Here is a 25984-nt window from a genome sequence, read left to right as displayed (position 1 = left end):
TTGCCACAGGTAACAATCCCGCATGACCGATCTTGCCCGCCCCGCCTTCCACGGCTTTGAACAGCTGCCCCTGCGCGAGTACGCCGAACGGGCGTACCTGGACTATTCGATGTACGTGGTGCTCGATCGCGCACTGCCGTTCATCGGCGACGGCCTGAAGCCGGTGCAGCGCCGCATCATCTATTCGATGAGCGAGCTGGGCCTGAACGCCGCCTCCAAACCGAAGAAGTCCGCGCGTACCGTGGGTGATGTGATCGGTAAGTACCATCCGCACGGCGACAGCGCGTGCTACGAGGCGCTGGTGCTGATGGCCCAGCCGTTCTCCTACCGCTACCCGCTGATCGAAGGCCAGGGCAACTTCGGTTCCACCGACGATCCCAAGTCGTTCGCGGCGATGCGCTACACCGAATCCAAGCTGACCCCGATCGCCGAGGTGCTGCTGGGCGAAATCAACCAGGGCACCACCGACTGGACCCCGAACTTCGACGGCACCCTGGAAGAGCCGACCTGGATGCCGGCACGCCTGCCGCACCTGCTGCTCAACGGCACCACCGGCATCGCCGTGGGCATGGCCACCGACGTGCCGCCGCACAACCTCAACGAGATCGTCAGCGCGTTGCTGCACCTGCTGGACGACCCGGACGCGACCGTCGCCGACCTGTGCGAGCACGTGAAGGGCCCGGACTACCCCAGCTTCGCCGAGATCATCACCGCGCCGGCCGACCTGCGGAACATGTACGAAACCGGCTACGGCAGCGTGCGTGCGCGCGCGACGTACTTCAAGGAATCGACCAACATCGTCATCAACGCGCTGCCCTTCCAGGTATCGCCGTCGAAGGTGATCGAGCAGATCGCCGCGCAGATGCGCGCCAAGAAGCTGCCGTGGCTGGAAGACATCCGCGACGAGTCCGACCATGCCAACCCGGTGCGGGTGGTGCTGGTGCCGCGCTCCAACCGGGTCGATGCCGACCAGCTGATGGGCCACCTGTTCGCCACCACCGACCTGGAGCGCAGCTACCGGGTCAACCTCAACGTGATCGGCCTGGACGGGCGTCCGCAGGTGAAGAACCTGAAGATGCTGCTCGCCGAATGGCTGCAGTTCCGCGCCACCACCGTCACCCGCCGCCTCAACCACCGCCTGCAGAAGGTCGAGCGCCGCCTGCACCTGTTGGACGGTCTGCTGGTGGCCTTCCTCAACCTGGATGAAGTGATCCGCATCATCCGCACCGAGGACGAAGCCAAGCCGGCGCTGATCGCGCGCTTCAGCCTGAGCGAGGAACAGGCCGAGTACATCCTCGACACGCGCCTGAAGCAGCTGGCCCGCCTGGAAGAAATGAAGATCCGCGGCGAGCAGGACGAGCTGGCCAAGGAGCGCGACAAGATCCTGGGCATCCTGGACAGCAAGGCCAAGCTGAAGAAGCTGATCCGCGACGAACTGACCGCCGATGCCAAGAAGTTCGGCGATGACCGCCGCTCGCCGCTGGTGCAGCGCGGTGCCGCCCAGGCCATCGACGAAACCGAACTGGTGCCGAGCGAGCCGATGACCGTGGTGCTGTCGGAGAAGGGCTGGATCCGCGCGGCCAAGGGCCACGACATGGACCCGTCCACGCTGTCCTACCGCGACGGCGACGCCCTGCTGGGCGCGGTGCGTGCGCGCAGTACCCAGCAGGTGGCGTTCCTGGACAGCGAGGGTCGTGCGTACTCCACGCTGATCCACACCCTGCCCTCGGCGCGAGGCAATGGCGAACCGCTGACCGGGCGCTTCTCGCCGGCCGCCGGCAGCCAGTTCCTGACCCTGGCCAGCGGGGAAAACAACACCCGCTTCGTGCTGGCCTCCACCCACGGCTACGGCTTCGTGACCCGCTTCGAGAACCTGACCGGGCGCAACAAGGCCGGCAAGGCGATGCTCAACCTGACCTCCGGCTCCAAGGTGCTGACCCCGGCCGTGGTGGCCAACCCGGAAACCGATCGCATCGTGGCGGTGACCAGCTCGGGCAACCTGCTGGCGATCGCCGCCAGCGACCTGCCGGAACTGGACAAGGGCAAGGGCAACAAGATCATCGATATCCCCAAGGCCAAGCTCGCCACCGAGCGCGTGGTCGCGGTCGTGTCGGTGGGCCCGGCCAACACCCTGCTGGTACGCAGCGGCGCGCGCACCATGAACCTGTCCTTCAAGGACCTGGAAACCTACCTGGGCACGCGTGCCACGCGTGGCCACCTGCTGCCGCGCGGCTGGCAGAAGGTGGAAGGTCTGGCGGTCGAATAACCGCACAGGACCGTAGCGCCGGGCTCTGCCCGGCTGCATGTGCCGCGCGTTGCGCGTTTACCGCGTAGCGCCGGGCTCTGCCCGGCTGCATCCGCCGCGCGTTGCACGGTTGCCCCGTAGCGCCGGGCTCTGCCCGGCTGCATCCGCCGCGCGTTGCACGGTTGCCGCGTAGCGCCGGGCTCCGCCCGGCTGCATCTGCCGCGCGTTGCACGGTTGCCGCGTAGCGCCGGGCTCTGCCCGGCTGCATCCGCCGCGCGTTGCACGGTTGCCGGGCAGAGCCCGGCACTACGCATTGCTGGCGAACGTGTCCGGAAAACGAAAAAGCCGGGAAATCCCCGGCTTTTTCGTTCGTCGCTGGCTGGCGGATGCTGGCTGGCGGACGAGGGCTTCTGCAGCGTGCTGGCGAAAGCTGGCTGGCGAGCAGAACCCGATGACGGGTCGGTGGATCGTCACGCGTCCAGGACACCGTCTGGAGAAACAGCCCCCTTGGAGTCCAAGGGGGCGCGCCGACAGGCGCGGGGATGTGGAAGGTGATACGCCGGGGCCCGCGATGTGCGCGGCACATCGCGGGGCTGATGCGCGTATGCGCGTCAGTGCGCGGACGTCCCCTTCGCATCCATCTTGCTGGTCTGGTACAGCGCCAGCCCGATCCGCTTGATCAGGCCCAGCTGCTGCTCCAGCCACCAGGCATGGTCTTCTTCGGTGTCCTTCAACTGCACCAGCAGCATGTCGCGGCTCACGAAATCCTGGTGCTGCTCGCACAGCTTCATGCCGGCGGCCAGGTTGTTGCGCACGCTGTATTCGGTGTCCAGGTCCTTCTGCAGCATCTCCTCCACGGTCTCGCCCGGCTCGAAGCCATGCGGACGCATGTCGGGGGTGCCACCGAGAAACAGGATCCGGCGCAGCAACGCGTCGGCGTGCTGGGTCTCTTCTTCCATCTCGTGGTTGAGGCGCTCGTACAGCGCCATCAGGCCCTGGTCTTCGTAGCGGCGCGAATGGATGAAGTACTGGTCACGCGCCGCCAGTTCGCCGCGCAGCAGTTCCTTCAGACACGCGATCACGTCCGGATTGCCTTTCATGTGGGGGTGCTCCTGATCAATCAATGCGCGCATGGTGCCCCATCCAGAATTCCAATGATCTAATCGGAATCAGTTGCAGTTGCGCTTGCAGCGGCCTCCACGTGGCGTTCACAGCCCCTACAATCCAACGCACACCACCATCGGGGGATGCTGCATGCGTCGTTGGCTTACGCGGTTGCTGTGGCTGTCGCTGTTGCTCGGGGTCGTTCTGATCGCCACGCTGTGGTGGCTGCTGCGCGGCAGCCTGGCGCAGCTGGACGGCCCGCTGCCGGTGGATGGCCTGCAGGCGCCGGCCAGCATCAGCCGCGACGCGCGCGGGGTGGTCACCATCGACGCGGCCAGCCAGGCCGACGCGATGCGGGCGCTGGGGCTGGTGCATGCGCAGGAACGCTACTTCGAGATGGACCTGATGCGGCGCAGCGCCGCCGGGGAGCTAGCCGAGCTGTTCGGCCCGGCCGCCGTGCCAGCCGACCAGCGCATGCGCGTGCATCGCCTGCGCGCGCGCACCCACGCCCACCTGGCCGAGGCCACCGGCACCGATCCCCTGCCCCTGCAGGCCTATGTGGCCGGGGTCAACCAAGGCCTGACCGACCTGCGGGTGCGGCCCTGGCCCTACCTGCTGCTGCGCCAGCGGCCCACCCCCTGGCTGGCCGAGGACAGCGTGCTGACCGGGTTGGCGATGTACGCCGACCTGCAGGACCCCACCAACCAGACCGAACTGGCCCTGGCGCGCATCCGCGCGGTGGTGCCGCCCGCGCTCTACGACCTGCTCAGCCGCGACGGCAGCGAGTGGGACGCACCGCTGTTCGGCGCGCCACGCGGCAATGCGGTGCTGCCGGGACCGGATGCGGTGGACCTGCGCACGCCCGCCAGCGCGCGGTCGGCCAGCGCCGCCGGGCACGCCGACCCGGATGTGCACGGCAGCAACAACTTCGCCGTGGCCGGTGCGCTCACCGCCGATGGCCGCGCGATCCTGGCCGATGACATGCACCTGGGGCTGCGTGCGCCAGCCCTGTGGTTCCGGGTGCGGCTGCGCTACCCCGACGCGCAGGCGCCGGGCGGCACGGTCGACGTGAGCGGCTTCTCGCTGCCCGGGCTGCCGGCGATCGTGGTGGGCAGCAATGGCCACGTGGCGTGGGGCTTCACCAACAGCTACATCGACAATGCCGATTTCGTGCACGTACCGGCGCATGCGCCCGGCACCCTCGACGGCATCACCACCCACACCGAACGCATCCGCGTGGCCGGCCAGCCGGACACCGTGCTGCGCGTGCGCGAGACGGCCTGGGGGCCGATCCTGCACGAGCGTCCCGACGGCAGCGGCGAAGCACTGCGCTGGACCGCACAGTTGCCCGGCGCGGTGCGCCTGGACTTCGCCGACATGGCGCGCGCGGGCAACCTGGACGATGCGCTGCGGATCGCCGACCGCGCCGGCATCCCTACCCAGAACCTGTTGCTGGCCGACCGCCAGGGCCGCATCGCCTGGCGGCTGATCGGGGCCCGCCCGGACCGCAGCGCGGACTGCCCTCCGGCCGGCGCGGCCACGCCGGTAGCCGCGCACTGCGCACCATGGCCGATCCGCAGCGACGCCTCGCCGGCGCTGGTGGACCCGGCCAACCACCGCTTGTGGACCGCCAACGGCCGCGTGCTCGATGGCGGCGCGCTGGCAGTGGCAGGCAACGGCGGCTACGACCTGGGCGCACGCGGACGGCAGATCCGCGACGGCCTGTTGGCCAAAGAGCGCTTCGACGAACGCGACCTGCTGGCCATTCAACTCGACGACCGCGCCGTGTTCCTGCAGCGCTGGTGGACGCTGCTGCGCCAGGTGGTCGAACACAGCGACGACCCGGCGCTGCAGCGGCTGGAACAGGCCAGCCGGCACTGGGACGGGCACGCCGCCGCCCGGTCGGTGAGCTACCGGATCACCCGCGGCTTCCGCGGCATGGTGCTGGACAGCGTGTCGGCGGGCCTGCTGGCACCGGCCAAGCAGCGCCTGGGCGATGCCTACCTGGAGCCGCGCCTGGCGCAGATCGAAGGCGTGCTCTGGCCGTTGGTGAACGAACGTCCGGCGCACCTGCTGCTGCCGCCGTATGCGAGTTGGGAAGCACTGCTGGCCGACGCTGCCCGGCGCCTGGAGGCCGACCTGGCCGCGCAGGGACCGACCCTGACCGAGCGCAGCTGGGGCGAGCGCAACACCGCCGCGATCTGCCACCCGGTCAGCCGCGCCCTGCCCGCCGTTGCCCGGCCGTGGCTGTGCATGCCGGCCGACCGCCTGCCCGGCGACCGCGACATGCCCCGCGTGCAGGGCCCTGCGTTTGGCGCCTCGCAGCGCATGGTGGTGTCACCCGGGCACGAAGCCGACGGCATCATCCACATGCCCGGCGGCCAGAGCGGGCACCCGTTGTCACCGTTCTGGGGCGCGGGGCACGAGGACTGGGTCAACGGCACGCCGACACCGTTCCTGCCCGGCGCGACGGTGCATACGCTCAGGTTGGTGCCGGCGCGGGAATGACGGGGTCGCCGGAGGGTGACGGCGTAGCCGACCAACGGTCGGCTCTACCGTGAGGGGGCACCGCACACCGCCGGCATCAACGTCGGCACCGTTCGATCAGGCTCAACAACGGCCCGGTCATCGCCGTGGTGACCAGCGCCATGATCACCAGCACCGCGAACAGGCGGTCGCCGAGGAAACCCAGTTCGTACCCCAGGTTCAGCACGATCAGCTCCATCAGGCCGCGGGTGTTCATCAACGCGCCCAGCTTCCACGCCTCATGGTTGCCCATGCCGGCGCTGCGCGCCGCGCTCCAGGTACCGAACAGCTTGCCCAGCGTGGCCACCGCGATCACCACCACGCACAGCAGCAGGTCGCTGGCCTGCAGCGCGTCGGCACGCATGCGCAGACCGGTCATGGCGAAGAACAGCGGCAGCAGCAGCGTGACCGCGAACGGTTCGACCTTGGTGGCCACCGTATGCCGCAGGGTGGCGTTGCCCGACACCGCCACGCCGGCGGCGAACGCGCCAAACAGCGCATGGATGCCCAGCATTTCAGTGACCAGCGCGCAGCCCAGCGCCATCAGCAGCATCACCAGCAGCCAGCGGCCTTCCTGGCCGGCTGCAATCGTCTGCCGCGAGAACCACGGCCGCACCAGGCCCAGCATCACCCCGACGAACGCCACCACACACACCAGGTTGAGCGCCGCCGGCACCCAGCCCTGTGCCTGCGCGGCCGCCACGATCAGCGCCAGCAGGCACCACGCGGTGGCATCGCCGAGCGCGGCGCAGGCGATGGCGGTCTGGCCCAACGGCGTACTGGTCATGCCCCGGTCGGCGAGGATCCGCAGCAGCACCGGGAACGCGGTGATGCTCAGTGAAATGCCCACGAACAGGGCGAAGCCGGTAAACCCGATCCCGCTGGGCGCGTGCGCACCGTACAACCAGATCGCCAGGGCCACGCCCAGCACGAACGGCACCGCGATACCGGCATGGCTGACCACGAACGCAAACCGTCGGCGACCGCGCAGCCCGCCCAGGTCCAGTTCGGCGCCGGCCACCAGCAGGAACATCAGCACGCCCAGCTGGCTGAGCAGCCCGAGCGACCCCAGCGAGGCGGCGGGGAACAACGCCCCATGCACCTGCGGCAACAGCGCCCCCAGCACCAGCGGGCCCATCATCAGCCCGGCGGCCATCTCCCCGATCACGCCCGGTTGGCCAAAACGCCGGAACAGCCAGCCGGCGCCTTTGGCCACCAGCAGCAGCACCAGCAACTGCATCAGGAACAGGCCCAGCGGCGCATGCAGGTGCGCGGCCCAGTCGGCGCCCAGCGACGACTGCGCCCGTTCTACCTGCACCGCCACGGTCGGGCCGGCGTACCGCGCCAGGCCCAGGCCTACCAGCAACGGCAACGCCACCCAGCCCAGGTACCGCCACGCCAGCCCGCTGCGGCGCATGCCGCCGGTGGTATCTGCTTCCATTCCCGATCCCCATCGATTGAGGGAGCGATTCTACGGGCTGGCGGTGTTCCCGCCAGCCCTGCCGCGTGCGATCAGGCCAGCGCCTGCTCGTGCACCCCGGCCACCGCACGCCCGGACGGATCGGCCATCGTGGCGAAGCTGGCGTCCCAGGCGATCGCCGCCGGCGAGGAGCAGGCGATCGACTTGCCACCCGGCACCGTTTCCGCCGCGGCCTGGGTCGGGAAGTACTGCTCGAACACGTGGCGGTAGTAGTACGCCTCCTTGGTCTGCGGCGGGTTGTGCACGAAGCGCTTGTCGGCCGCGGCCATCACCCGGTCACTGATCTGCGCTTCGGCATGCGCCTTCAGCCCGTCGATCCAGCCGTAGCCGACGCCATCGCTGAACTGCTCTTTCTGCCGCCACAGGATCGACTCGGGCAGGTACCCTTCGAACGCTTCGCGCAGCACCGCCTTTTCGATCCGGCGTGCGCCCTGCGGTCCCTGTCCGACCATCTTGTGTTTGGCGTCGATGCGCATGGCCACATCGAGGAATTCGCGGTCCAGGAACGGCACGCGCGGCTCCACGCCCCAGGCCATCATCGACTTGTTGGCGCGCAGGCAATCGTAGTTGTTGAGCGCATCGAGCTTGCGCACCAGCTCTTCGTGGAATTCGCGTGCGTTGGGCGCCTTGTGGAAGTACAGGTAGCCGCCGAAGATCTCGTCGCTGCCCTCGCCGGACAGCACCATCTTTACCCCCATTGCCTTGATCCGCCGCGCCAGCAGGAACATCGGCGTGGAGGCCCGGATGGTGGTGACGTCGTAGGTTTCCACGTGGCGGATCACCTCCGGCAGTGCGTCCAGGCCCTCTTCGAAGGTGTACTCGAAGCCGTGGTGCACGGTGCCCAACGCCTCGGCGGCGATGGCCGCGGCGGCCAGGTCCGGCGAGCCCTTCAGGCCGATGGCGAACGAATGCAGGCGCGGCCACCACGCTTCGCTCTGGTCGCCATCCTCGATGCGGTGCCGTGCGTAGCGCGCGGCCACGGCCGCCACCAGCGAGGAATCCAGGCCGCCGGAGAGCAGCACGCCGTAGGGCACGTCGGTCATCAGCTGGCGGTGCACCGCGCGCTCGAAGGCTTCGCGCAGTTCCACCCGGTCGGCCTCGACCCCTTCCACCGCATCGTAGTCACGCCACGGGCGCTCGTAGTAGCGGGTGAGCGTATCGGTGGCGCTGTCGTACCAGTGGCCGGGCGGGAACTGCGCGGCATCGGCGCAGATGTCCACCAGCGACTTCAGTTCCGAGGCGACCACCAGGCGGCCGTCCTTGTCGTGGCCCCAGTACAGCGGCACCACGCCGATCGGGTCACGCGCGATCAGCACGCGCTGCTGGTCACGGTCCCACAGCGCGAAGGCGAAGATGCCGTTGAGGCGGTTGAGGAACGAGGCCGGGCTGTCCTCGCGGTACAGCGCGTTGATCACCTCGCAGTCCGAGCCGGTCTGGAACGCGTAGGGCTGGGCCAGCTCGGCCTTCAGTTCGGTGTGGTTGTAGATCTCGCCGTTGACCGCCAGGGCCAGCTGGCCGTCCGCCGACAGCAGCGGCTGCGAGCCGCCGGCCGGGTCGACGATGGCCAGCCGCTCATGCACCAGGATGGCGCCGGCATCGACGTACACCCCGCTCCAGTCCGGGCCGCGATGGCGCTGGCGCTGGGAAAGGTCCAGCGCATGGCGGCGCAGGGTGGGAAGGTCGTCGCCGGCCTGCAGGCCGAAAATACCGAAGATCGAACACATGGGAACAGCTCCTGATGATGGGGGAATACACGGGGTGCATGCGTTCGAGCGGCCATAAAAAAACCCGCATCGGACGATGCGGGTTTTCTGGAGTCCGGGCGTGGTGCTTGTACTAGCCCTGGTCGCAGTCCCGCATCGGCCGCGCACGATTATTCGCGCGCAGATTGCTGCGGTTGGTATTGGTGACGGCGGTGGCCAGGAACGAGGACATGGATCGACCGTAACCGGGTTTTGGCGGCCGTGCAACTGTTGCGATGGCAACCATGCGCACCCCGGCACCGCGCGGGTACAGCCGACGGGGGCGATACTCACGCCCCCCCTGTGCACGACCCGGCTGGAATGACCCTTCGCATCGGACGCATCGCCCCACGCCTGGGCGGCATCGCCTTCACCCTTGTCCTGGGCGCCTGCGCCAGCACGCCCTCGCGCACTCCTGCCCCCCTGGTCCACGAGGTGGAGGCCAAGGCCGCCGATGGCCGCTTCGACAGCGCCTGGGAAGCCGCCCGCACCTATGAACGGTTCAACGACCCGCGCGCCGTGGGCTGGTACGAGCGTGCCGCGGCAGCGACGCCGTGGACGTTCCACAACCCGCAGGCCGAAGAGGCGCTGGGCCGGATCTGGACCGACGGCGAGCTGCTGCATGCCGACGGGCCCAACGTGGTCCAGGGCACCGCGCTGCGCCCCTCGCCGCGCCGGGCCGAGCGCTGGTACCGCACCGCCGCCGGGCACGGCAACCCGATGGCCATGCTGATGCTGGCCCGGTTCCACCGCGAGCGCGGCGAAGCGGCCAGCGCGCTGCGTTGGGACCTGCGCGCGACCATCTACAACCACATGCCGTCCGAATCGTCGCGGCTGCCGCTGGCCATCGCACCGCAGGACGGCGCACTGCACCCGCGGGTGGTGGACATCCAGCGGCGCGCACGACGCGGCGACGCCGATGCCCAGGTGGACCTGGGCACGCTGTATGAAACCGGGATGGGCGGCCTGCCCCGCGATGGCCACCAGGCCCTGCGCTGGTATCGGCAGGCGGGCGACCAGGGCAATGTCTACGGGCAGTACTTCAGCGGGCTGCTGCTCGGCCGCGGCCGCGCCGGCGTGACCCGCGACCTGGACGCCGCCGCCGACTGGTTCGCCAAGGCCGAGGCGCAGCAGTTCTACCTGGCCGGCGAATCGTACTGGCGCGAGCGGATCAAAGCGCCGTTCTGGACCTTCGACTGACCCGACCCGGTAGAGCCGACCGTTGGTCGGCTGCCCGCCCGAACCGGTAGAGCCGACCGTTGGTCGGCTGCCCGCCCAAACCGGTAGAGCCGACCGTTGGTCGGCTGCCCGCCCGAACCGGTAGAGCCGACCGTTGGTCGGCTGCACGTGTTGGCATCAACGGCGGCCGGCATCAACGGTCGGCTCTACCGCGTATTCCGCGCCACGAATGTTTGTACACACTCCGCGCCCACCTTCAAGACTGCCGCCTGCGCCGCCCATCACCCAGAATGGCCGCATGACCACCGCCCTTTTCCGCGACGACACCATCACCCGCGCACGCATGCAGACGATCATCGCCGCGCATCCACGTGCGGCCATCTTCGAGGGCTGCACCTTCGACCACGGCGACTTTTCGCGCCTGGACATGGACGGCTTCCAGTTCAACCAGTGCTCGGTCACCGGTGCGAACTGGCTGGCCGCGTCACTGGAAGAAACCCGGTGGCTGAAATGCCGCGGCGGGCAGTGCGACTTCAGTTCCGCGCTGCTCAGCGATGCGCGCTTCTCGCATTGCGATCTCAACAACAGTCACTGGCGTCGCGCCACGCTGTCCTCGGTGCAGTTCCACGACTGCAAGCTCACCGGCGCACACCTGCAGGAGGTGACCGGTTGGGCGCTGGAATTTCGCGATTGCCTGCTGGTCAGTGCCGACCTGCGCGGGCTTTCGTTCCGCAAGGCCGACCTGCAGGGCATGGATTTTTCCGATGCGGAACTGTCCGGCTGTGACTTCCGCGATGCGGTGTTCACCGGCGGCAGCCTGCGCAACGCACAGACCCGGCTGACCCGCTTCGAGGGCGCCGACCTGCGCGGCACCGACATCAGCGGGCTCAACGTGATGGACGCCAAACTGTTCAAGAAAGCGGTGATCTCGCAGCAGCAGGCCGCCGCAGCGCTGGCCGCGTTCGGCTTGATCGTGGCGTAGGACGAACCGGCCGCTGGCCGGCTCCCCGCGACCCTCCGGTAGTGCCGGCCGCTGGCCGGCTCCCCGCGCCCCTACGGTAGTGCCGGCCGCTGGCCGGCTCCCCCCGACCCTCCGGTAGTGCCGGCCGCTGGCCGGCTCCCCCGATGGCCAGACCGAAGAAGGCGCCGGCCAGCGAGCCGACACGACCGCCACCGCCCGCCGACGGGTTCCACCCGCCGGCCTCAGGCCAGCAGACGCTCGATCAGCCGCTGGTACAGCGCCGGCAACTGTTCCAGATCGGCCACCCGCACGTTCTCATCCACCTGGTGGATGCTGGCATTGACCGGCCCCACTTCGATGCACTGCGCGCCCAGCGGCGCGATGAAGCGCGCGTCGGAGGTGCCGCCGCCGGTGCTTTCTTCCGGCGGTGCGCCGGCGAACGCGCCCAGCACCTCACGCGCCACACGGCGCAGGGTGCCTTCGGGGGTGTAGAACGGCTCGCCGCTGCGGTGCCATTTCAGCGCGTAGTCCAGGCCATGCGCATCCAGCAGCGCGCCAATGGCCTGTTCCAGCATCGGCGCGTTCCAGTGCGGGTTGTAGCGCAGGTTGAACAGCACCTGCAGCTCGCCCGGAATCACGTTGTTGGCCCCGGTGCCGGCGTGGATGTTGGACACCTGCAGGCTGGTCGGCGGGAAGCTCTCGAAGCCATCGTCCCAGTGCCGCGCGGTCAGTTCCGCCAGTGCCGCCGCAGCCAGATGGATCGGATTGCGCGCCTTGTCCGGATATGCCACATGGCCCTGCACACCCTTCACCGTCAGCGTGGCCGAAAGGCTGCCGCGGCGGCCCACGCGCAGCAGGTCACCGAGCACCGCGGTGGAGGACGGCTCACCGGTGATGCACCAGTCGATGGCCTGGCCGCGTTCGCGGAAGATGTCGGCCACACGACGCACGCCGTCGATGGCGTCGCCTTCCTCGTCGCTGGTCAGCAGCACGGCCAACGTGCCGGGATGCTCCGGATGGGCAGCCACGAACTGCTCGGCAGCGACCACGAACGCGGCAACACTGCCTTTCATGTCGGCCGCGCCGCGCCCGTACAGCACGCCGTCGCGGATCTGCGGATCGAACGGATCACTGGTCCAGGCCTCGACCGGCCCGGTCGGCACCACGTCGGTATGCCCGAGCAGTACCAGCACCGGTGCGCCCTGCCCGTGCGTGGCCCACAGGTTGTCGACCTCGCCCAGGCGCAGGTGTTCGCAGTGGAAGCCGGCGCGCTCAAGACGGCCCGCCAGCAGCGCCTGGCAACCGGCGTCCTCCGGCGTGACCGAGGCGCGTGCGATCAGGTCGCAGGTCAGCGCAAGCACATCGCTCACGCGCCGACCCCGAACCGCTGCTTGAAGCCGTTGTCGGTGAAACCCTGGGTCATCACACCGTCGGCGGTGACCACCACCGGGCGCTTGATCAGCTGCGGGTGCTCCCGCAACAGCAGCTTCCACTCGGCATCGGACGCGGCCGCCTTGCGGTTGTCCGGCAACTGCCGCCAGGTGGTCGACGATTTGTTGACCAGGGCAGCGAAGCCGCCGGCCTGCCCGGCCCAGTCGACCAGCGTTTCCGGTGTCGGCTTCGCTTCGCGGTAGTCGACAAACGCATACGGCACCGCGAAACGGTCCAGCCACTTGGTGGCCTTCTTGCAGGTGTCGCAGTTCTTCAACCCATACACGGTGGTGGTCATGGCAGGACTCAGTCAGCCAAGCCGCGCAGCAGGTCGTTGACGCTGGTCTTGCTGCGGGTCTTGGCGTCCACCTGCTTGACGATCACCGCGCAGTACAGCGAGTGCGAGCCGTCCTTGGACGGCAGCTGGCCAGACACCACCACGCTGTACGGCGGCACCGAGCCGTAGCTGATTTCGCCGGTGGCGCGGTTGTACACGCGCGTGCTCTGGCCCAGGAACACGCCCATGCCGATCACGCTGTGGTGGCCGACCACGAAGCCTTCCACCACTTCCGAACGGGCGCCGATGAAGCAGTGGTCTTCAATGATGGTCGGGCTGGCCTGCAGCGGTTCGAGCACGCCACCAATGCCGGCGCCGCCGGACAGGTGGCAGTGCTTGCCGATCTGCGCGCACGAACCCACCGTGGCCCAGGTGTCCACCATGGTGCCTTCGCCGACATAGGCGCCGATGTTGGTGAAGCTAGGCATCAGCACCACGTCCTTGCCGAAGTACGTCCCGCGACGGGCGATCGCGCCGGGCACCACGCGCACGCCGGCGCGGCGGAACTTGGCCTCATCGAAACCGGCGAAGCGCGATTCCACCTTGTCCCAGAACGGTGCGGGGCGCGCATCGACCACGGCCATGTCGTTGACGCGGAAGTACAGCAGCACCGCCTTCTTCAGCCACTCGTTGACCTTCCAGCCGCCATGGCCATCGGGCTCGGCAACGCGGAATTCACCGGTTTCCAGACCATCGATGACGCGGCCGACCAGCGGCTTGGTCGAGCCTTCCAGTTCATGCAGGGTCAGCGTGGCACGGCGCTCGAAGGCGCTCTCGATGCCGAACTTCAGCTCTTCCACGCCCGGCGTGGCCGGCTTGCGCAGCGACTTGCGGGCAATGGTGGCATCGCGGCTGGCGCTGCGCTTGGCGGCGCTTTCGGCCGGGGTGGCGGCCTTGCTGGCCGCGGCCTTCTTCGCAGCGGCCTTCTTTACCGCCGGCACCTTGGCAGCGGCAACGGGCTTCTTCGCGGCGGCCGGTGGGGCAGCAGTCTTCTTGGCGGCCGCGGTCTTGGCGGCAGTCTTCTTGGCGGGCTTGGTGGCCATCAGTGGGGGTCTCCGGCGTTGCGATCGGGGTCCAGGCACGCGAGCATCGCGTCGTGCAGCTGCTGCCTGGCAGATTCGGTGAGGGGGTGGTCGTGCTCATCGCTGATCACGAACATGTCTTCGGCGCGCTCGCCGAAGGTGGCGATGCGCGCGTCGTGCACGCGCAACCGCTGGTTGCGCAGCACAAACGCCACGTCGGCCAGCAGGCCAGGGCGGTCGGGCGCGATCAGGCTGAAACGGGTGCCGGGGCTGCCGTCGCTGCCGTCGCGGAACTCGATGCGCGGTGCGAAACGGAAATGCCGCAGCTGGCGCGGGATGACCCGGCGCGAGGGCCGCAGGCGGGTCAGGTCGCCGGCCAGCGCATCGCGCAGCGCTGCTTCCAGGCGCGGCGCGTCACCGTCGGCGAAGCTGTCGGCCGGGGTGACTTCGAAGGTATCGAAAATGGTGTCGACCGGGCCATCCAGCACGCGCGCACGGTGGATGCCATAGCCCTTGCGGTCCAGCGTCATCACAATCGCGGCGAACAGGCCATCGCGGTCCGGCGACTGCACGAACACTTCCAGCGCATGGTCGTCCGGGGTGATCCGGCGCACCTTGACCAATGTCTGGCCGGGCTTCACCGGCACCAGCGCGGCGGCCTGCCAGGCCAGCTGCTCCGGGCGCAGCCGGATGAAACTTTCGTCGGGCATCACCGCGAACTGGCGATCGATGGTGGCGTCGTCATACCCGCGCTCGCGCACCAGCGCACGCACCGAATCGCGCGCTTCGGCAACCCGCTCGGCGGCCGGCATCTGGTTTTCCAGGCCGTCGCGCAGCGCGCGCCGTGCGGCGAAATACAGGTCCGCCAGCAGCCGGTCCTTCCACGCATTCCACAGCTTGGGGCTGGTGCCGGCGATATCGGCGCAGGTCAGCAGGTACAGGTAGTCCAGGCGGTCGCGGCTGCCCACCAGCGTGGCGAAGCGGTGGATCACCTCCGGGTCGGAGATGTCCTGCTTCTGCGCGGTCACCGACATGCGCAGGTGCTGTTCCACCAGCCACGCCACCAGTTCGGTGTCCGAACTGCTCAGCGCGTGCGCCTGGCAGAACGCGCGCGCATCCACCGCGCCCAGTTCGGAGTGGTCGCCACCGCGGCCCTTGGCGATGTCGTGGAACAACCCGGCCAGCAGCAGCAGCTCGGGCTTGCGCAGGCGCGGCCACACTTCGTGTGCGATCGAGAAGCGGTCGTCAGCGCGGCTGCTGGCGAACAGGCCGATGTTCCGCAGCACCATCAGCGTGTGCTGGTCCACGGTGTACACGTGGAAAAGATCGAACTGCATGCGCCCGGACACCTGCGCGAAGGCCGGCACCCACTGGCCCAGCACGCCCAGCCGCGCCATGCGTGCCAGCGTATCGACCGCGCGCGGGCTGCGCAGCAGCGCCATGAACTGCTCGCGGGCCGCGACGCTGGCATCGGTGTAGGCCGGCAGCTCCGGCAGCGCTTCGGCCAACGCACGCGCGGTCAGCGAATGCAGGCCGCGCACGTCGGGGTTGTAGGCCCAGCTGGAAAACAGCGCGAACACCTGTTCGATGTCGCCCTGCGGCCAGCGTGCGTCGTTGGCGGCCAGATAGCCGCGGCGCAGCGAGAAGCCCACGCTGACCGGCTCGGGCACCGCTTCGCCGTCGAACTGTTCCTCGAAGCGCTGCAGCAGCCGGTCGCTGATCCGCCGCACCACGCTGGCGCTGCGGTAGAAGCCCTGCATCATTTTTTCCACGGCCAGGCTTTCGAGGTCGTCCTCGAAGCCCAGGCGGGCGGCCAGGGTTTTCTGGTAATCGAAGCGCAGCCGCTCTTCGGGGCGGTTGGCCACCAGGTGCAGACCGAAGCGTAGTCGCGCCAGCGCGCAGCGTTCGCGCTTCAGCGCGGCCGCTTCGTCAGCGCCCAGGTGGCCCAGCCCGACCAGCGCTTCGAGGTCGCGAACGCCGAACGCGCGCAGGGCCATCCAGCCCAGCGTATTGAGGTCGCGCAACCCGCCCGGGCCGTCCTTGATGTCCGGTTCCAGGTTGTCGGCGGTGTCGCCGAAGCGCTGGTGGCGGGCCAGCAGTTCCTCGCGCTTGGCCAGGAAGAATTCGCGCGGCGGCCACAGGCCGTCGGTGTTGACCGCCGCCTTCAGCGCGAGGCGTGCCCCCTCATCGGCGAGCAGCGGCCGCGACTCGATCAGCGCGGTCATCACGGTCTGGTCGGCGCTGGCATCGATGCACTCGGCGGCCGAGCGCACCGCGTGGCTGACCGGCAGCCCGCAGTCCCAGAGCAGCGCGAACAGGCGCGCCAGGCTGGATTCGTGCTGGCGCTGGTGGGTGGGTTCGCCGAACACCAGCAGGTCGATGTCCGAGCGCGGGAACAATTCGCCGCGTCCGTACCCGCCCACGGCAAACAGTGCCAGGCCACTGCCGGCCGGCAGGCAACGCTGCCAGGCCAGCCGGATCAGGTGGTCGGCCGCACGCGCGCGCAACGCCAGCAGGCGCTCGATGTTGTCGCCCTGGTCGAAGCGGCGGTACAGCCGCGTGTCGGTCTGCTGCAGCGATTGCCGCGCCAGCGCCGACCAGTCCAGGTCGGTGACGGACGCTGCCGGCGCGTCCAGCATCGGGCTCGCCGGCAACATGCTCAGACCTGCGATTCGCCGGGCGAGAGGGTCAGCACGTCCACGCCGGTCTCGGTGACCGCGATCATGTGCTCCCACTGTGCCGACAACTTGCGGTCCTTGGTCACCACGGTCCAGCCATCGGGCAGCACCTTGTTGTAGCGGGTGCCCTCGTTGATCATCGGTTCGATGGTGAAGGTCATGCCCGGCTGCAGCACCAGGCCCTGGCCCGGGCGGCCGTAATGCACCACCTGCGGCTCATCGTGGTAGACCTTGCCGATGCCATGGCCGCAGTACTCGCGCACCACGCTGAAACGCTCGCCTTCGGCCAGGGTCTGGATGGCATGGCCGATGTCGCCCAAGGTGGCGCCCGGCTTGACTGCACGGATACCGGCCCACATGGCCTGGTAGGTGGTGTCGACCAGGCGCTTGGCCATCGTCGACGGCGTGCCGGCGTAGTACATGCGGCTGGTGTCGCCGTGCCAGCCATCCTTGATCACGGTGACATCGATATTGACGATGTCGCCGTCCTTCAGGACCTTGGCTTCGCTGGGAATGCCATGGCAGATCACGTTGTTGACCGACGTGCAGACCGTCTTGGGGAAGCCACGGTAGCCGACGTTGGCCGGCGTGGCCTTCTGCACGTTGATGATGTGGTCGTGGCAGATGCGGTCCAGCTCTTCGGTCGTCACGCCGGGCTTTACATACGGGGTGACGATGTCGAGCACCTCGCTGGCCAGGCGGCCGGCGATGCGCATCAGTTCGATTTCCTCGGGGGTTTTCAGATTCACGCTCATGGCGCCCATTATCGCCGATCCGGGACCAATCTGAACGGGATCGGGTGGAACGCTGACAGCCGGGATTGGGGCTGGGGCTTGGTCAGCTAGCTGAACCAGCGTGATCTGCCTCGCAAAAACGCGACCCCATGCCGAAAACGGCCATCGATTTCCCCGGATCTCACGGCCCCCATACAGACCCGAACCTATAACCGGGACAAGAACGCAGTAGAAGTCCGGCAGCATCGTGTTGTTCAGCAAGGACCGTTGTCCAAGGAGCATGCCCATGCGATTTCTCCGCACTACCGTACTCAGCCTGGCCGTTGCCAGCCTCGCCGCGCCCGCCCTGGCGGCCGATACCACCACCTTCAACGTCAAGATCATCATCACCAAGGCGTGCACGATCACGGCCGCAGCCGCCACCGACGTGGACTTCGGCTCGGCCCTGTCCACCGCCACCGCCCCGTCCAACGCGCAGGGCACCATCACCGCCCAGTGCTCGGCACTGACTCCCTACACCGTGGCCCTCAATGCAGGCGCCAACGCCGGCACCGCCAATGACGTGACTACCCGGCGCATGAAGAACACCGACGCCAGCGTGACCGCCAACAATTTCGTGGGCTACCAGCTCTACCGCGATGCCGCGCACACCAACGTGTGGGGCGCCACCACCGGCACCAACACGGCCGCCGGTATCGGCACCGGCCTGGCGCAGACGTTGAACGTCTACGGCCAGATCGCCAACCCCAGCGTCAACAACGCCGCTGCGGGCAACTACCAGGACACCATCACCGCCACCATCACCTACTGAGGGTCCGCGCCATGCCGATTTCCGCAGGGCGAAGCCCGTGGCGGTTCGGGTACGCGGCCCTTGGCTGGCTGTGGCTGCTGATGGGGAGCGCCACCGCCGCAAGCCTGCAGGTCGCCCCTACGTCATTGCAGCTCACGCCGCGTCAGAACGCCGACGCGCTGTGGCTCACCAACAGCGGCACCGCACCGGTCCAGGTGCAGGTGCGGGTGTTCGAGTGGCGCCAGGACAGCGGCCAGGACCAGCTTCTGCCCACCACGGAACTGCAGGTCAGCCCGCCCATGCAATCGCTGGCCGCCGGCCAGCAGCAGCTGATCCGGGTGGTGCGCAGCGACCCTGCCCCGCCCGCCGCGCAACGCGCTTACCGGGTGGTGGTGGACGAACTGCCCAGCGCGGTGCCGCAGGGCACCGGCATGCAGTTCGTGCTGCGCTATTCGATGCCGGTGTTCATCCAGCCCGCCGGCGACGCCCCGCTCAAGCACGCGCTGCAGGCCCGTCTGCTGCGGCTGGATGACGGGCGCCCGGCCCTGGAGGTGCACAACAGCGGCAACAGCTACGCGCAACTGGCCGATATCGGCCTGGGCAGTGCGGATCGCCCGCAGATCGTGCACCCCGGCCTGCTCGGCTATGTGCTTGGCGGACAGACGATGCGCTGGCCGCTGGATGTTCCGGCGGCCCGCCTGGCAGGCGCCACGTTCTCGGCGAAGATCAATGGCGAGTCGGCCCAGACGCCGCTGCCCGTCGCGCCTGCGGCTCGCTGAGGCCTGCATGCGGATGCTGCTCACCGCGACGCTGGCACCGTGCGCGGCGAACGCGGCCGACGCGGACATCGGCGTGTCCGGCGAGGCCCTGCTGCCGCCGCCCACGCCGCTCACCGCTGCGCAGACGCTGTACCTGGAGGTGACCCTCAACCAGGCCCCGCGCGGGTTGCTGCCCTTCACCGAACTGCAGGGCCGGCTGATGGCCTCGCCCGCGACCCTGCGCCAACTGGGCTTTTCGGCCCGGGGCGAGGAACCGGTGGCGCTGGACCTGCTCAGCGGCGTGGTGGTGCGCTACGACGCGGGGCTGCAGACGCTGTCGCTGGACGTGCCGCTGGAGCAGCTGTCGCTGCCGACCACGCGGCTGGAGCGCCCGGCCGACACCGCACCGGCAGCGGCGGCATCCCCCGGCGCGCTGCTCAACTACGACGTGTACGGCAGCCACACCGAAGGCGGCGGCAACCTCGCCCTGACCACCGAACTGCGCCTGTTCGGGCTCGGGCGCGGCGTGTTCGAATCCAGTGCGCTGCTGCGCACCTACCAGGATCCGGAAGACCGCCAGTGGCGAGGGGAAAGCGTGCGCCTGGATACCGCATGGCGACTGGACTTCCCCGATACGGCCGTCACCCTGACCGTCGGCGATTTCTACAGCGGCTTCGTCGACTGGAGCCGACCGGTGCGCATGGGCGGCGTGCAGATTGGACGCAACTACGGCCTGCAACCCTATCGCGTGCTGACCCCCACCCCCACCTTCCTCGGCGAGGCGGTGGTGCCCTCCACTGTGGAGCTGTATGTGGACGGCCTGCGCCAGTACAACGGCGAGGTCCCGGTCGGTCCTTTCCAGCTGGCCGCGCAACCGGGCATCAGCGGCACCGGCAACGCCCAGGTGGTCATCACCGACGCGTTCGGCCGCATGCAGACCCTGGACTTCGCGTTCTACGGTGCCCAGCAGCTGCTGGCCAAGGGGTTGTCGGACTGGTCGGCCGGCGTGGGCCGGATGCGCCGCGACTACGGCATCCGCTCGTTCGGCTACGAATCGCCGGTGATCGGCAGCGCGACCTGGCGCCACGGCGCCAGCGACAGTTTCACCGCCGAGGCGCATCTGGAAGGCGGCGGCGGAGTGCTCAATGGCGGTGCCGGTGGCTGGTGGCTGCTGGGCGGCGCCGGGGTGCTCAACGCCGCCTACGCGCACAGCCGCATGGATGGCCTGCAGGGCGGCCAGTACTCGCTGGGGTACAGCTGGAACAACCGGCGCTTCAACCTCAACCTGCTCACCCGGCGCAGCCATGGCGACTACCGCGACCTGGGCGCGCTGCAGAACACGCTGCCGCCGGACATCAGCGAACAGGCCACCGTGGGCATCAACCTGGAGCGCGCCGGCTCGCTCAGCGCCAGCTACCTGCGGTTGCGCTATCCCGACGGCGATGACAACCGTTACGCCAGCCTGTTCTGGTCGCGCAGCTTCGGCGAACGCTGGTCGGCCTACCTGTCGTTCAACCAGAACCTGTCCGACAGCGACGACCGCAGCGCCTACCTGTCGGTGTCGGCCGCGCTGGGTCGCAACCGCCAGAGCAGCGTGTCGGCGCAGCGCAACGGCGAGCGCATGACCTACGTGGCCGATGTGTCCCAACCGGTGCCGGGCGATGGCAGCCAGGGCGGGGTTGGCTGGCGCGTGCAGGCACGCGGTGGCGACGATGGCGCCGGCGGGTTGGCTGAGCTGGGCTGGCTCAACCGGGTGGGCCGTTACGCGCTGGGGTACTCGCGGCAGGGCGATTTCGACTCCGGCTATGCCAGCGCCAGTGGCAGCCTGGTGTGGATGGGCGGGCACCTGTTCGCGGCGCGCGAAGTGTCCGATGCGTTCGCGCTGGTCTCCACCGACGGCCATCCCGGCATCCCGGTGCGGCTGGAAAACCGCCTGATCGGCAGCACCGACCGCAACGGCCTGCTGCTGGTGACCTCGCTGCTGTCCTGGCAGCGCAACCGGCTCTCGATCGACACCCTGGACCTGCCCGCGGACATGCGCGCCGACCGCGTGGACGCCTGGGTCACCCCGCGCCAGAGCGCCGGGCTGGGCGTGGACTTCGGCCTGCGCCGCACCCTGGCCTGGAGCGTGTTGCTGCAGGACGCTGCCGGCGTGCCGCTGCCGGTGGGCAGCACCGTGCTGCTGCCCGGCGGGCGTACCGCCACGGTGGGCTACGACGGCGAAACCTACCTGGAAGACGTGGCGTTGCCGGCCGACCTGCAGGTGCAGCTGCCGGACGGCCGCTGCAGTGTGCGGCTGGCCCCGGTGGTGGCCCCCACCTCGCCCGGCACCACGCGGATCGGCCCGCTGCGCTGCCTGCCGGTACCGGCGCGATGAACAGCGTGCGGTTGATCGCCCTGCTGCTGGGACTGGCACTGGCCTGTCTTGCCGCCCCGGCGCGCGCCGATACCACCTGCACCGCCACCGCGCCGACCGCACTGGCGTTCGGCACCATCACCAATGGCGCGGCCACCGCGACCAACGCCATGACCAGCTTCACCATCACCTGCACCACCGCCGCGCTGAGCATCCTCGGAAGCGCCAGCGTGCGCGCCTGCCTGAAGATCGGCACCGGCAGCACCGGCAGCACCCTGCTGCCGACCCGCAGCATGACCAACGCCAGCGCCGACCCGATGGCCTTCCAGCTGTATACGAATGCGGGGCGCACCACGGTGTGGGGCACGGTGCCGGCCGGGACGCCGCCCGCCGCGGTGGTCACCCTCAGTTACGCCGTGCCCTTGCTCACCGGCGGCAGCGGCGCCCAGACAATCACGCTGTACGGGCAGGTGCCGGCCGCGCAGGTGCTGTCGGCCGGCAGCTTCGCGAGCAATTTCACTGCGGCCAACGTGAGCCTGGAATACGCCTACAACGAGAGCATCATCGGCACAGCGCAGCCGCCTGCGCTGTGCACCACGGCCAGCGGCGTCAGCGGCCACAAGACCGCCGACAGCGCCTTCCCGTTCACGGTCAGCGCCAATGTGCTGCCCCAATGCAGCACCTACATCACCACCGATATGGATTTCGGCAGCAATGCCGGGGCGATCACCGCCAACCTGGACCGCACCTCCACCATCGGCCTGACCTGCATCAACCGCACCGCCTACAGCATCGGCCTGGACAACGGGCTGAGCGCGCAGGGCACCACCCGGCGCATGCGTTTCACCGCACCGGACAGCAGCGTCTACTACATCCCCTACGAGCTGTACCGCGACCCGGCACGCTCGCAGCGCTGGGGCAACACCCTCAACATCGACACCCGGTCCGGTACCGGTAACGGCGCGGCGCAGACGCTCACGGTGTACGGGCGGGCCCCGCCCACCACGGGCGCGGTTCCCGCCCAGGGCAGCTATAACGACGTGATCACCGTCACCATCACTTATTGAACTAGTCGGCACATCTACTCAAGCGGCTGCGATCACGGCCGTTAACGGTCGCATCCCCTGCCGTGCGATGTTCGATGCCCCCGCGATCGCTCTCCTTCGCTTTGGCCAGCCTGCTGGTCCTGTGTGCCGCCGCATCGTCCGTCACCGCCCGCCCCGCCACCGGCGGCAGCGCCGGCCTGCGGATCGGGGTGCGGATCGTCGCCGACTGCAGCCGCCCCGGCACGCCCCACGAACCCGCCTGCCGACCGGCGCAGCAGCGCAGCGACGGCCGCCAGCCGGTCCCGGCCCAGGTGACCGCCCTCAGCCCGGCCATCCCGGCATCCGGCCTCGGCCAGCCGCCCTTGGCAACGGTCACCTACTGATGCGACAGGCCGCGGTACTCGTGCTCGCCGCGCTGGCGACCTTGCCCGTGCACGCCTTGGAGATCAGCCCGGTGCGCGTGTCGGTGCCGGCCGGTCCGGCCCACGCCGAGCTGTGGCTGGCCAACCCGGACGGTACGGCCTGGTCCGGCCAGGCCCGGCTGTACCGCTGGGAACAGGCGGGCGACCAGGAACAGCTGGTGCCCGCGGCGGACTTGGCGGTAAGCCCGGCCCGGCTGGAGATCGCGCCGGGCCAGCGCCAGCGGGTCCGCGTGGTCCGCCTCGGCGCCGTGCCCGACGCCGTCCAGCAGGGCTACCGGCTGGTCATCAGCCCGGACCCGGGCGTCGGCGATGCACGCTACTCGCTGCCGGTGTTCGTGGAGCCTGACCGACTGACGCTGCCGGTACCGCGGCTGCAGGTCGGCACCGGTGGCAGCCCGTCGGCCCCGCGCCTGCACCTCTATAATGACGGCGACGGCCATGCCGGCCTGGCCGACCTGGTCTTCGTGGATTCCCAGGGGCGGCGTCAGCCGCTGATCGATGGCCTTGCCGGTTATGTGCTCCCGCGCAGCGCCCGCCGCTGGGACCTCCCACCGCGACCGGATGGCTACGCCGGCGGCCAGTTCCGGGCCCGGCTCAACGGTGCGGCCGAAGCCCCGCTTCCCGCCGTGATTGCGCCTGCCCCCGGCACCGGGCTATAATCGACCGGATCCCTGCCGCCTTGGCGCGGGAATACGTCAACACCGGACGTCACCGGTGAATTCACACCTGCCGCCCATATCCGTGCCGGGGTGCTCCGCAAGGAGTTCGGTCACGGAAGCGACAGGGAAGCCAAACCCCGGAACCCCCCGCCTCACGGCGGACCGCCCTCTATCACCCGTGGCGGCCGGTTCCCTATCAGGAGTTACTGCAATGCCTCAGGTCACCATGCGTCAGATGCTGGAAGCCGGCGTCCACTTCGGCCACCAGACCCGTTACTGGAACCCCAAGATGGGCCAGTACATCTTCGGCGCCCGCGGCAAGATCCACATCATCAACCTGGAAAAGACCGTTCCGCTCTTCAATGACGCGATGAACTTCATTTCCAGCGTTGCGCAGAAGCGCGGCACCATCCTGTTCCTGGGCACCAAGCGCAGCGCCCGCGAGTCGATCCGTGAAGAAGCCGAGCGTTGCGGCATGCCCTTCATGAACCAGCGTTGGCTGGGCGGCACCCTGACCAACTTCCGTACCGTGAAGCAGTCGGTTGCCCGCCTGAAGGAACTGGAAGCAGGCGAAACCGACGGCAGCTTCGACAAGCTGGTCAAGCACGAAGTGCTGGGCCTGCGTCGCGAGCGCGACAAGCTGGAAGCCTCGCTGGGCGGCATCAAGGACATGAACCGTCTGCCGGACGCGATCTTCGTCATCGATATCGGCCACGAAGACATCGCCATCAAGGAAGCCAAGAAGCTCGGCATCCCGGTGATCGCCGTGGTTGATACCAACTACAACCCGGAACTGGTCGACTACGCGATCCCGGGCAACGACGACGCCATCCGCGCCGTGCAGCTGTACGCCCGTGCCGCCGCCGACGCCGTGCTGGAAGGCAAGGCTGCTGCGCCGCACGCTGCCACCGTCCGCGAAGAAGAGTTCAGCGAAGCCGCTGCTGGCGAAGAAGCCAAGCCGGCCCGCCGCGCTCCGGCCAAGAAGGCTGCCGCTCCGGCCGCCGACGCTCCGGCTGCTGGCGAAGCCCAGGCCTGATCCAGGCCCACGGTGGGCGCCACGCGCCCACCGTTCCTGTCCGCTGCCGATGGCGCGACGACAGGACACTGTCACACGGGCCGGCCACCATGCCGGCCCAACCCCTTTCTTTCGTGAGGAAATCCCGTGGAAATCACTGCTTCCCTGGTCAAGGAACTGCGCGAGCGCACTGGCGCCGGCATGATGGAGTGCAAGAAGGCACTCGTCGAAAACGGCGGCAACATCGACGCCTCGGCCGAATGGCTGCGCAAGTCCGGCCTGGCCAAGGCCGACAAGAAGGCTGACCGCGTGGCTGCCGAAGGCATCATCGTGGCTGCACAGGACGGCAACAAGGCCGTGCTGGTGGAAGTGAACTCGGAAACCGACTTCGTCGCCAAGGACAGCAACTTCCTGGACTTCACCAAGGCTGTTGGCGCGACCGCGCTGAGCTCGGGTGCTGCCGACATCGACGCACTGAAGGCCGCCAAGCTGCCGACCGGTGAGACGATCGAAGAAGCCCGCGCCGCGGTGATTGCCAAGGTCGGCGAGAAGGTCGACGTGCGTCGCATCGTGCGTCTGGAATCGACCAACAACGTCGCTGCCTACGTGCACGGCGGCCGCATCGGCGTGCTGGTTGAACTGGCCGGCGGCGACGCCGAGCTGGCCCGTGGCCTGGCCATGCACGTGGCTGCGATGAACCCGCCGCACAACAAGGCGGCCGATGTGCCGGCCGAGTTCGTTGCGAAGGAAAAGGAAATCGAGCTGGCCAAGATGACCGACAAGGACAAGTCCAAGCCGGCCGACATCCTGGAAAAGATCATCAGCGGCAAGATCGCCAAGATCGTGAACGAAGTGACGCTGTACGGCCAGCCGTACGTGCTGGACACCAACCAGTCGGTCGAGCAGGTGCTGAAGGCTGCCGGCGCGGACGTGGTGGGCTTCAAGCGCCTGGCCGTTGGCGAAGGCATCGAGAAGGTGGTGGAAGACTACGCCGCCGAAGTGATGAAGCAGGCCGGTCTGGCCTGATCCACTACGCCGTCGCTTCGGCGATGGCGGGGTGATTCGCTTCAACGAAAAAACCCGGCTTCGGTCGGGTTTTTTTGTGGGTGGTGTTTTTTTTCGAAGCGTAAAGCGCAGGGCAAAAGCGCAGAGCCAAAGCGCAGAGCTGGTTTCCTTGCTGCTTGCGGTTCTGTGCGGACTGGCAGGCTTACCCCCTGCCGGGACACGCCGTGAACCCCGCTCCGCGGCCCGGCCCAGCCGCTGGCGGCTGGGCGTTCAGTCGCATGCGAGGCAGTGCCTCGCGAGCAATGCGCCTTCACCCCTGGGGGCTCGTGGGCGCCATCCATGGCGCCCAACGGTCCCGGCAGGGGGTAAGCCTGCCAGCCCCGACTTGGTGTCGCTAACGGATGGATGGGAAACGGCGGAGCTGCGTTTTTGCCGTTTCTTGGGGTTGGTTGGTGCGGTTGGTGCGGCTGGTTTGGTTTGTTTGGATAGGGGGT

Annotated in this window: 20 protein-coding genes; 12 read left to right on the top strand and 8 right to left on the bottom strand. The window is 68.8% G+C overall.

The window, feature by feature from the left end; translation table 11 throughout:
• Nucleotides 1-22: 22 nt before the first annotated feature.
• Nucleotides 23-2266 carry a DNA topoisomerase IV subunit A gene (gene parC / locus ABIA71_RS00200; RefSeq protein WP_354282200.1) on the top strand — a complete coding sequence of 748 codons (2244 nt, stop codon included), beginning with the start codon at nucleotides 23-25 and terminating at the stop codon, nucleotides 2264-2266.
• 590 nt (nucleotides 2267-2856) lie between these two features.
• Here the strand turns inward: parC and bfr are convergent.
• Complete coding sequence (bfr, locus tag ABIA71_RS00195; protein WP_128095542.1) at nucleotides 2857-3345, bottom strand: bacterioferritin; 489 nt, start codon at nucleotides 3343-3345, stop codon at nucleotides 2857-2859.
• 154 nt (nucleotides 3346-3499) lie between these two features.
• On the opposite strand from bfr, the gene ABIA71_RS00190 reads away from it, so the two are divergent.
• On the top strand, nucleotides 3500-5857 hold the full coding sequence (locus tag ABIA71_RS00190) for a penicillin acylase family protein (protein ID WP_354282198.1): 2358 nt from the start codon (nucleotides 3500-3502) through the stop codon (nucleotides 5855-5857).
• A gap of 76 nt (nucleotides 5858-5933) precedes the next feature.
• Here ABIA71_RS00190 and ABIA71_RS00185 read toward each other — a convergent pair whose 3' ends face one another.
• Both ABIA71_RS00185 and asnB read right to left on the bottom strand, forming a co-directional pair.
• Nucleotides 5934-7316, bottom strand: coding sequence for a cation:proton antiporter (locus ABIA71_RS00185; RefSeq protein WP_354282196.1), 1383 nt, complete (start codon nucleotides 7314-7316; stop codon nucleotides 5934-5936).
• Nucleotides 7317-7387: 71 nt separating this feature from the next.
• Nucleotides 7388-9079 (bottom strand): asparagine synthase B, encoded by a 1692-nt coding sequence (gene asnB, locus ABIA71_RS00180; RefSeq protein WP_354282194.1) that lies wholly within the window; start codon nucleotides 9077-9079, stop codon nucleotides 7388-7390.
• A 339-nt stretch (nucleotides 9080-9418) separates the two neighbouring features.
• Between asnB and ABIA71_RS00175 the strand changes: the two genes are divergently transcribed.
• Nucleotides 9419-10297, top strand: a complete 879-nt coding sequence (locus ABIA71_RS00175) for a tetratricopeptide repeat protein (RefSeq protein ID WP_354282192.1) — start codon at nucleotides 9419-9421, stop codon at nucleotides 10295-10297.
• A gap of 277 nt (nucleotides 10298-10574) precedes the next feature.
• On the top strand, nucleotides 10575-11258 hold the full coding sequence (locus tag ABIA71_RS00170) for a pentapeptide repeat-containing protein (RefSeq protein ID WP_354282190.1): 684 nt from the start codon (nucleotides 10575-10577) through the stop codon (nucleotides 11256-11258).
• A gap of 221 nt (nucleotides 11259-11479) precedes the next feature.
• Here ABIA71_RS00170 and dapE read toward each other — a convergent pair whose 3' ends face one another.
• From dapE to map, 5 genes are read right to left on the bottom strand one after another with little or no spacing between them, the layout of a single operon-like run.
• Nucleotides 11480-12607 carry a succinyl-diaminopimelate desuccinylase gene (gene dapE, locus ABIA71_RS00165; RefSeq protein WP_354282188.1) on the bottom strand — a complete coding sequence of 376 codons (1128 nt, stop codon included), beginning with the start codon at nucleotides 12605-12607 and terminating at the stop codon, nucleotides 11480-11482.
• Nucleotides 12604-12966, bottom strand: a complete 363-nt coding sequence (locus ABIA71_RS00160; protein WP_038689439.1) for a Spx/MgsR family RNA polymerase-binding regulatory protein — start codon at nucleotides 12964-12966, stop codon at nucleotides 12604-12606. Before ABIA71_RS00160 ends, dapE begins: the two co-directional genes overlap by 4 nt.
• Nucleotides 12967-12974: 8 nt before the next feature.
• On the bottom strand, nucleotides 12975-14048 hold the full coding sequence (gene dapD, locus ABIA71_RS00155) for a 2,3,4,5-tetrahydropyridine-2,6-dicarboxylate N-succinyltransferase (RefSeq protein WP_354282186.1): 1074 nt from the start codon (nucleotides 14046-14048) through the stop codon (nucleotides 12975-12977).
• Nucleotides 14048-16666: a [protein-PII] uridylyltransferase gene (locus ABIA71_RS00150; protein ID WP_502960728.1), complete on the bottom strand. Its 2619-nt coding sequence runs from the start codon at nucleotides 16664-16666 to the stop codon at nucleotides 14048-14050. Before ABIA71_RS00150 ends, dapD begins: the two co-directional genes overlap by 1 nt.
• Before the next feature lie 20 nt (nucleotides 16667-16686).
• Nucleotides 16687-17460: a type I methionyl aminopeptidase gene (map, locus tag ABIA71_RS00145; RefSeq protein WP_128098041.1), complete on the bottom strand. Its 774-nt coding sequence runs from the start codon at nucleotides 17458-17460 to the stop codon at nucleotides 16687-16689.
• A 265-nt stretch (nucleotides 17461-17725) separates the two neighbouring features.
• On the opposite strand from map, the gene ABIA71_RS00140 reads away from it, so the two are divergent.
• The 8 genes from ABIA71_RS00140 to tsf all read left to right on the top strand — a co-directional run bounded on the left by ABIA71_RS00140 (nucleotide 17726) and on the right by tsf (nucleotide 25511).
• Nucleotides 17726-18250: a Csu type fimbrial protein gene (locus ABIA71_RS00140; RefSeq protein WP_354282182.1), complete on the top strand. Its 525-nt coding sequence runs from the start codon at nucleotides 17726-17728 to the stop codon at nucleotides 18248-18250.
• A gap of 11 nt (nucleotides 18251-18261) precedes the next feature.
• A complete protein-coding gene (locus ABIA71_RS00135) occupies nucleotides 18262-19008 on the top strand; it encodes a fimbrial biogenesis chaperone (RefSeq protein ID WP_354282180.1) in 747 nt (248 codons plus the stop codon).
• A gap of 7 nt (nucleotides 19009-19015) precedes the next feature.
• Nucleotides 19016-21364 (top strand): fimbria/pilus outer membrane usher protein, encoded by a 2349-nt coding sequence (locus ABIA71_RS00130; RefSeq protein ID WP_354282178.1) that lies wholly within the window; start codon nucleotides 19016-19018, stop codon nucleotides 21362-21364.
• Complete coding sequence (locus ABIA71_RS00125; RefSeq protein ID WP_354282176.1) at nucleotides 21361-22410, top strand: Csu type fimbrial protein; 1050 nt, start codon at nucleotides 21361-21363, stop codon at nucleotides 22408-22410. The genes ABIA71_RS00130 and ABIA71_RS00125 overlap by 4 nt, the downstream gene beginning before the upstream one ends.
• 74 nt (nucleotides 22411-22484) lie before the next feature.
• Complete coding sequence (locus ABIA71_RS00120; protein ID WP_354282174.1) at nucleotides 22485-22772, top strand: hypothetical protein; 288 nt, start codon at nucleotides 22485-22487, stop codon at nucleotides 22770-22772.
• Complete coding sequence (locus ABIA71_RS00115; protein WP_354282172.1) at nucleotides 22772-23470, top strand: fimbrial biogenesis chaperone; 699 nt, start codon at nucleotides 22772-22774, stop codon at nucleotides 23468-23470. The genes ABIA71_RS00120 and ABIA71_RS00115 overlap by 1 nt, the downstream gene beginning before the upstream one ends.
• Before the next feature lie 211 nt (nucleotides 23471-23681).
• Nucleotides 23682-24506, top strand: a complete 825-nt coding sequence (rpsB, locus tag ABIA71_RS00110; RefSeq protein ID WP_019184395.1) for a 30S ribosomal protein S2 — start codon at nucleotides 23682-23684, stop codon at nucleotides 24504-24506.
• A gap of 126 nt (nucleotides 24507-24632) precedes the next feature.
• On the top strand, nucleotides 24633-25511 hold the full coding sequence (gene tsf, locus ABIA71_RS00105) for a translation elongation factor Ts (protein ID WP_038689454.1): 879 nt from the start codon (nucleotides 24633-24635) through the stop codon (nucleotides 25509-25511).
• The last annotated feature ends 473 nt before the right edge of the window (nucleotides 25512-25984 follow it).

It is taken from the genome of Stenotrophomonas sp. 2619, from assembly GCF_040548725.1.
GTDB lineage: Bacteria > Pseudomonadota > Gammaproteobacteria > Xanthomonadales > Xanthomonadaceae > Stenotrophomonas > Stenotrophomonas maltophilia_AP.
This window is presented reverse-complemented; position numbering and strand designations above follow the sequence as displayed.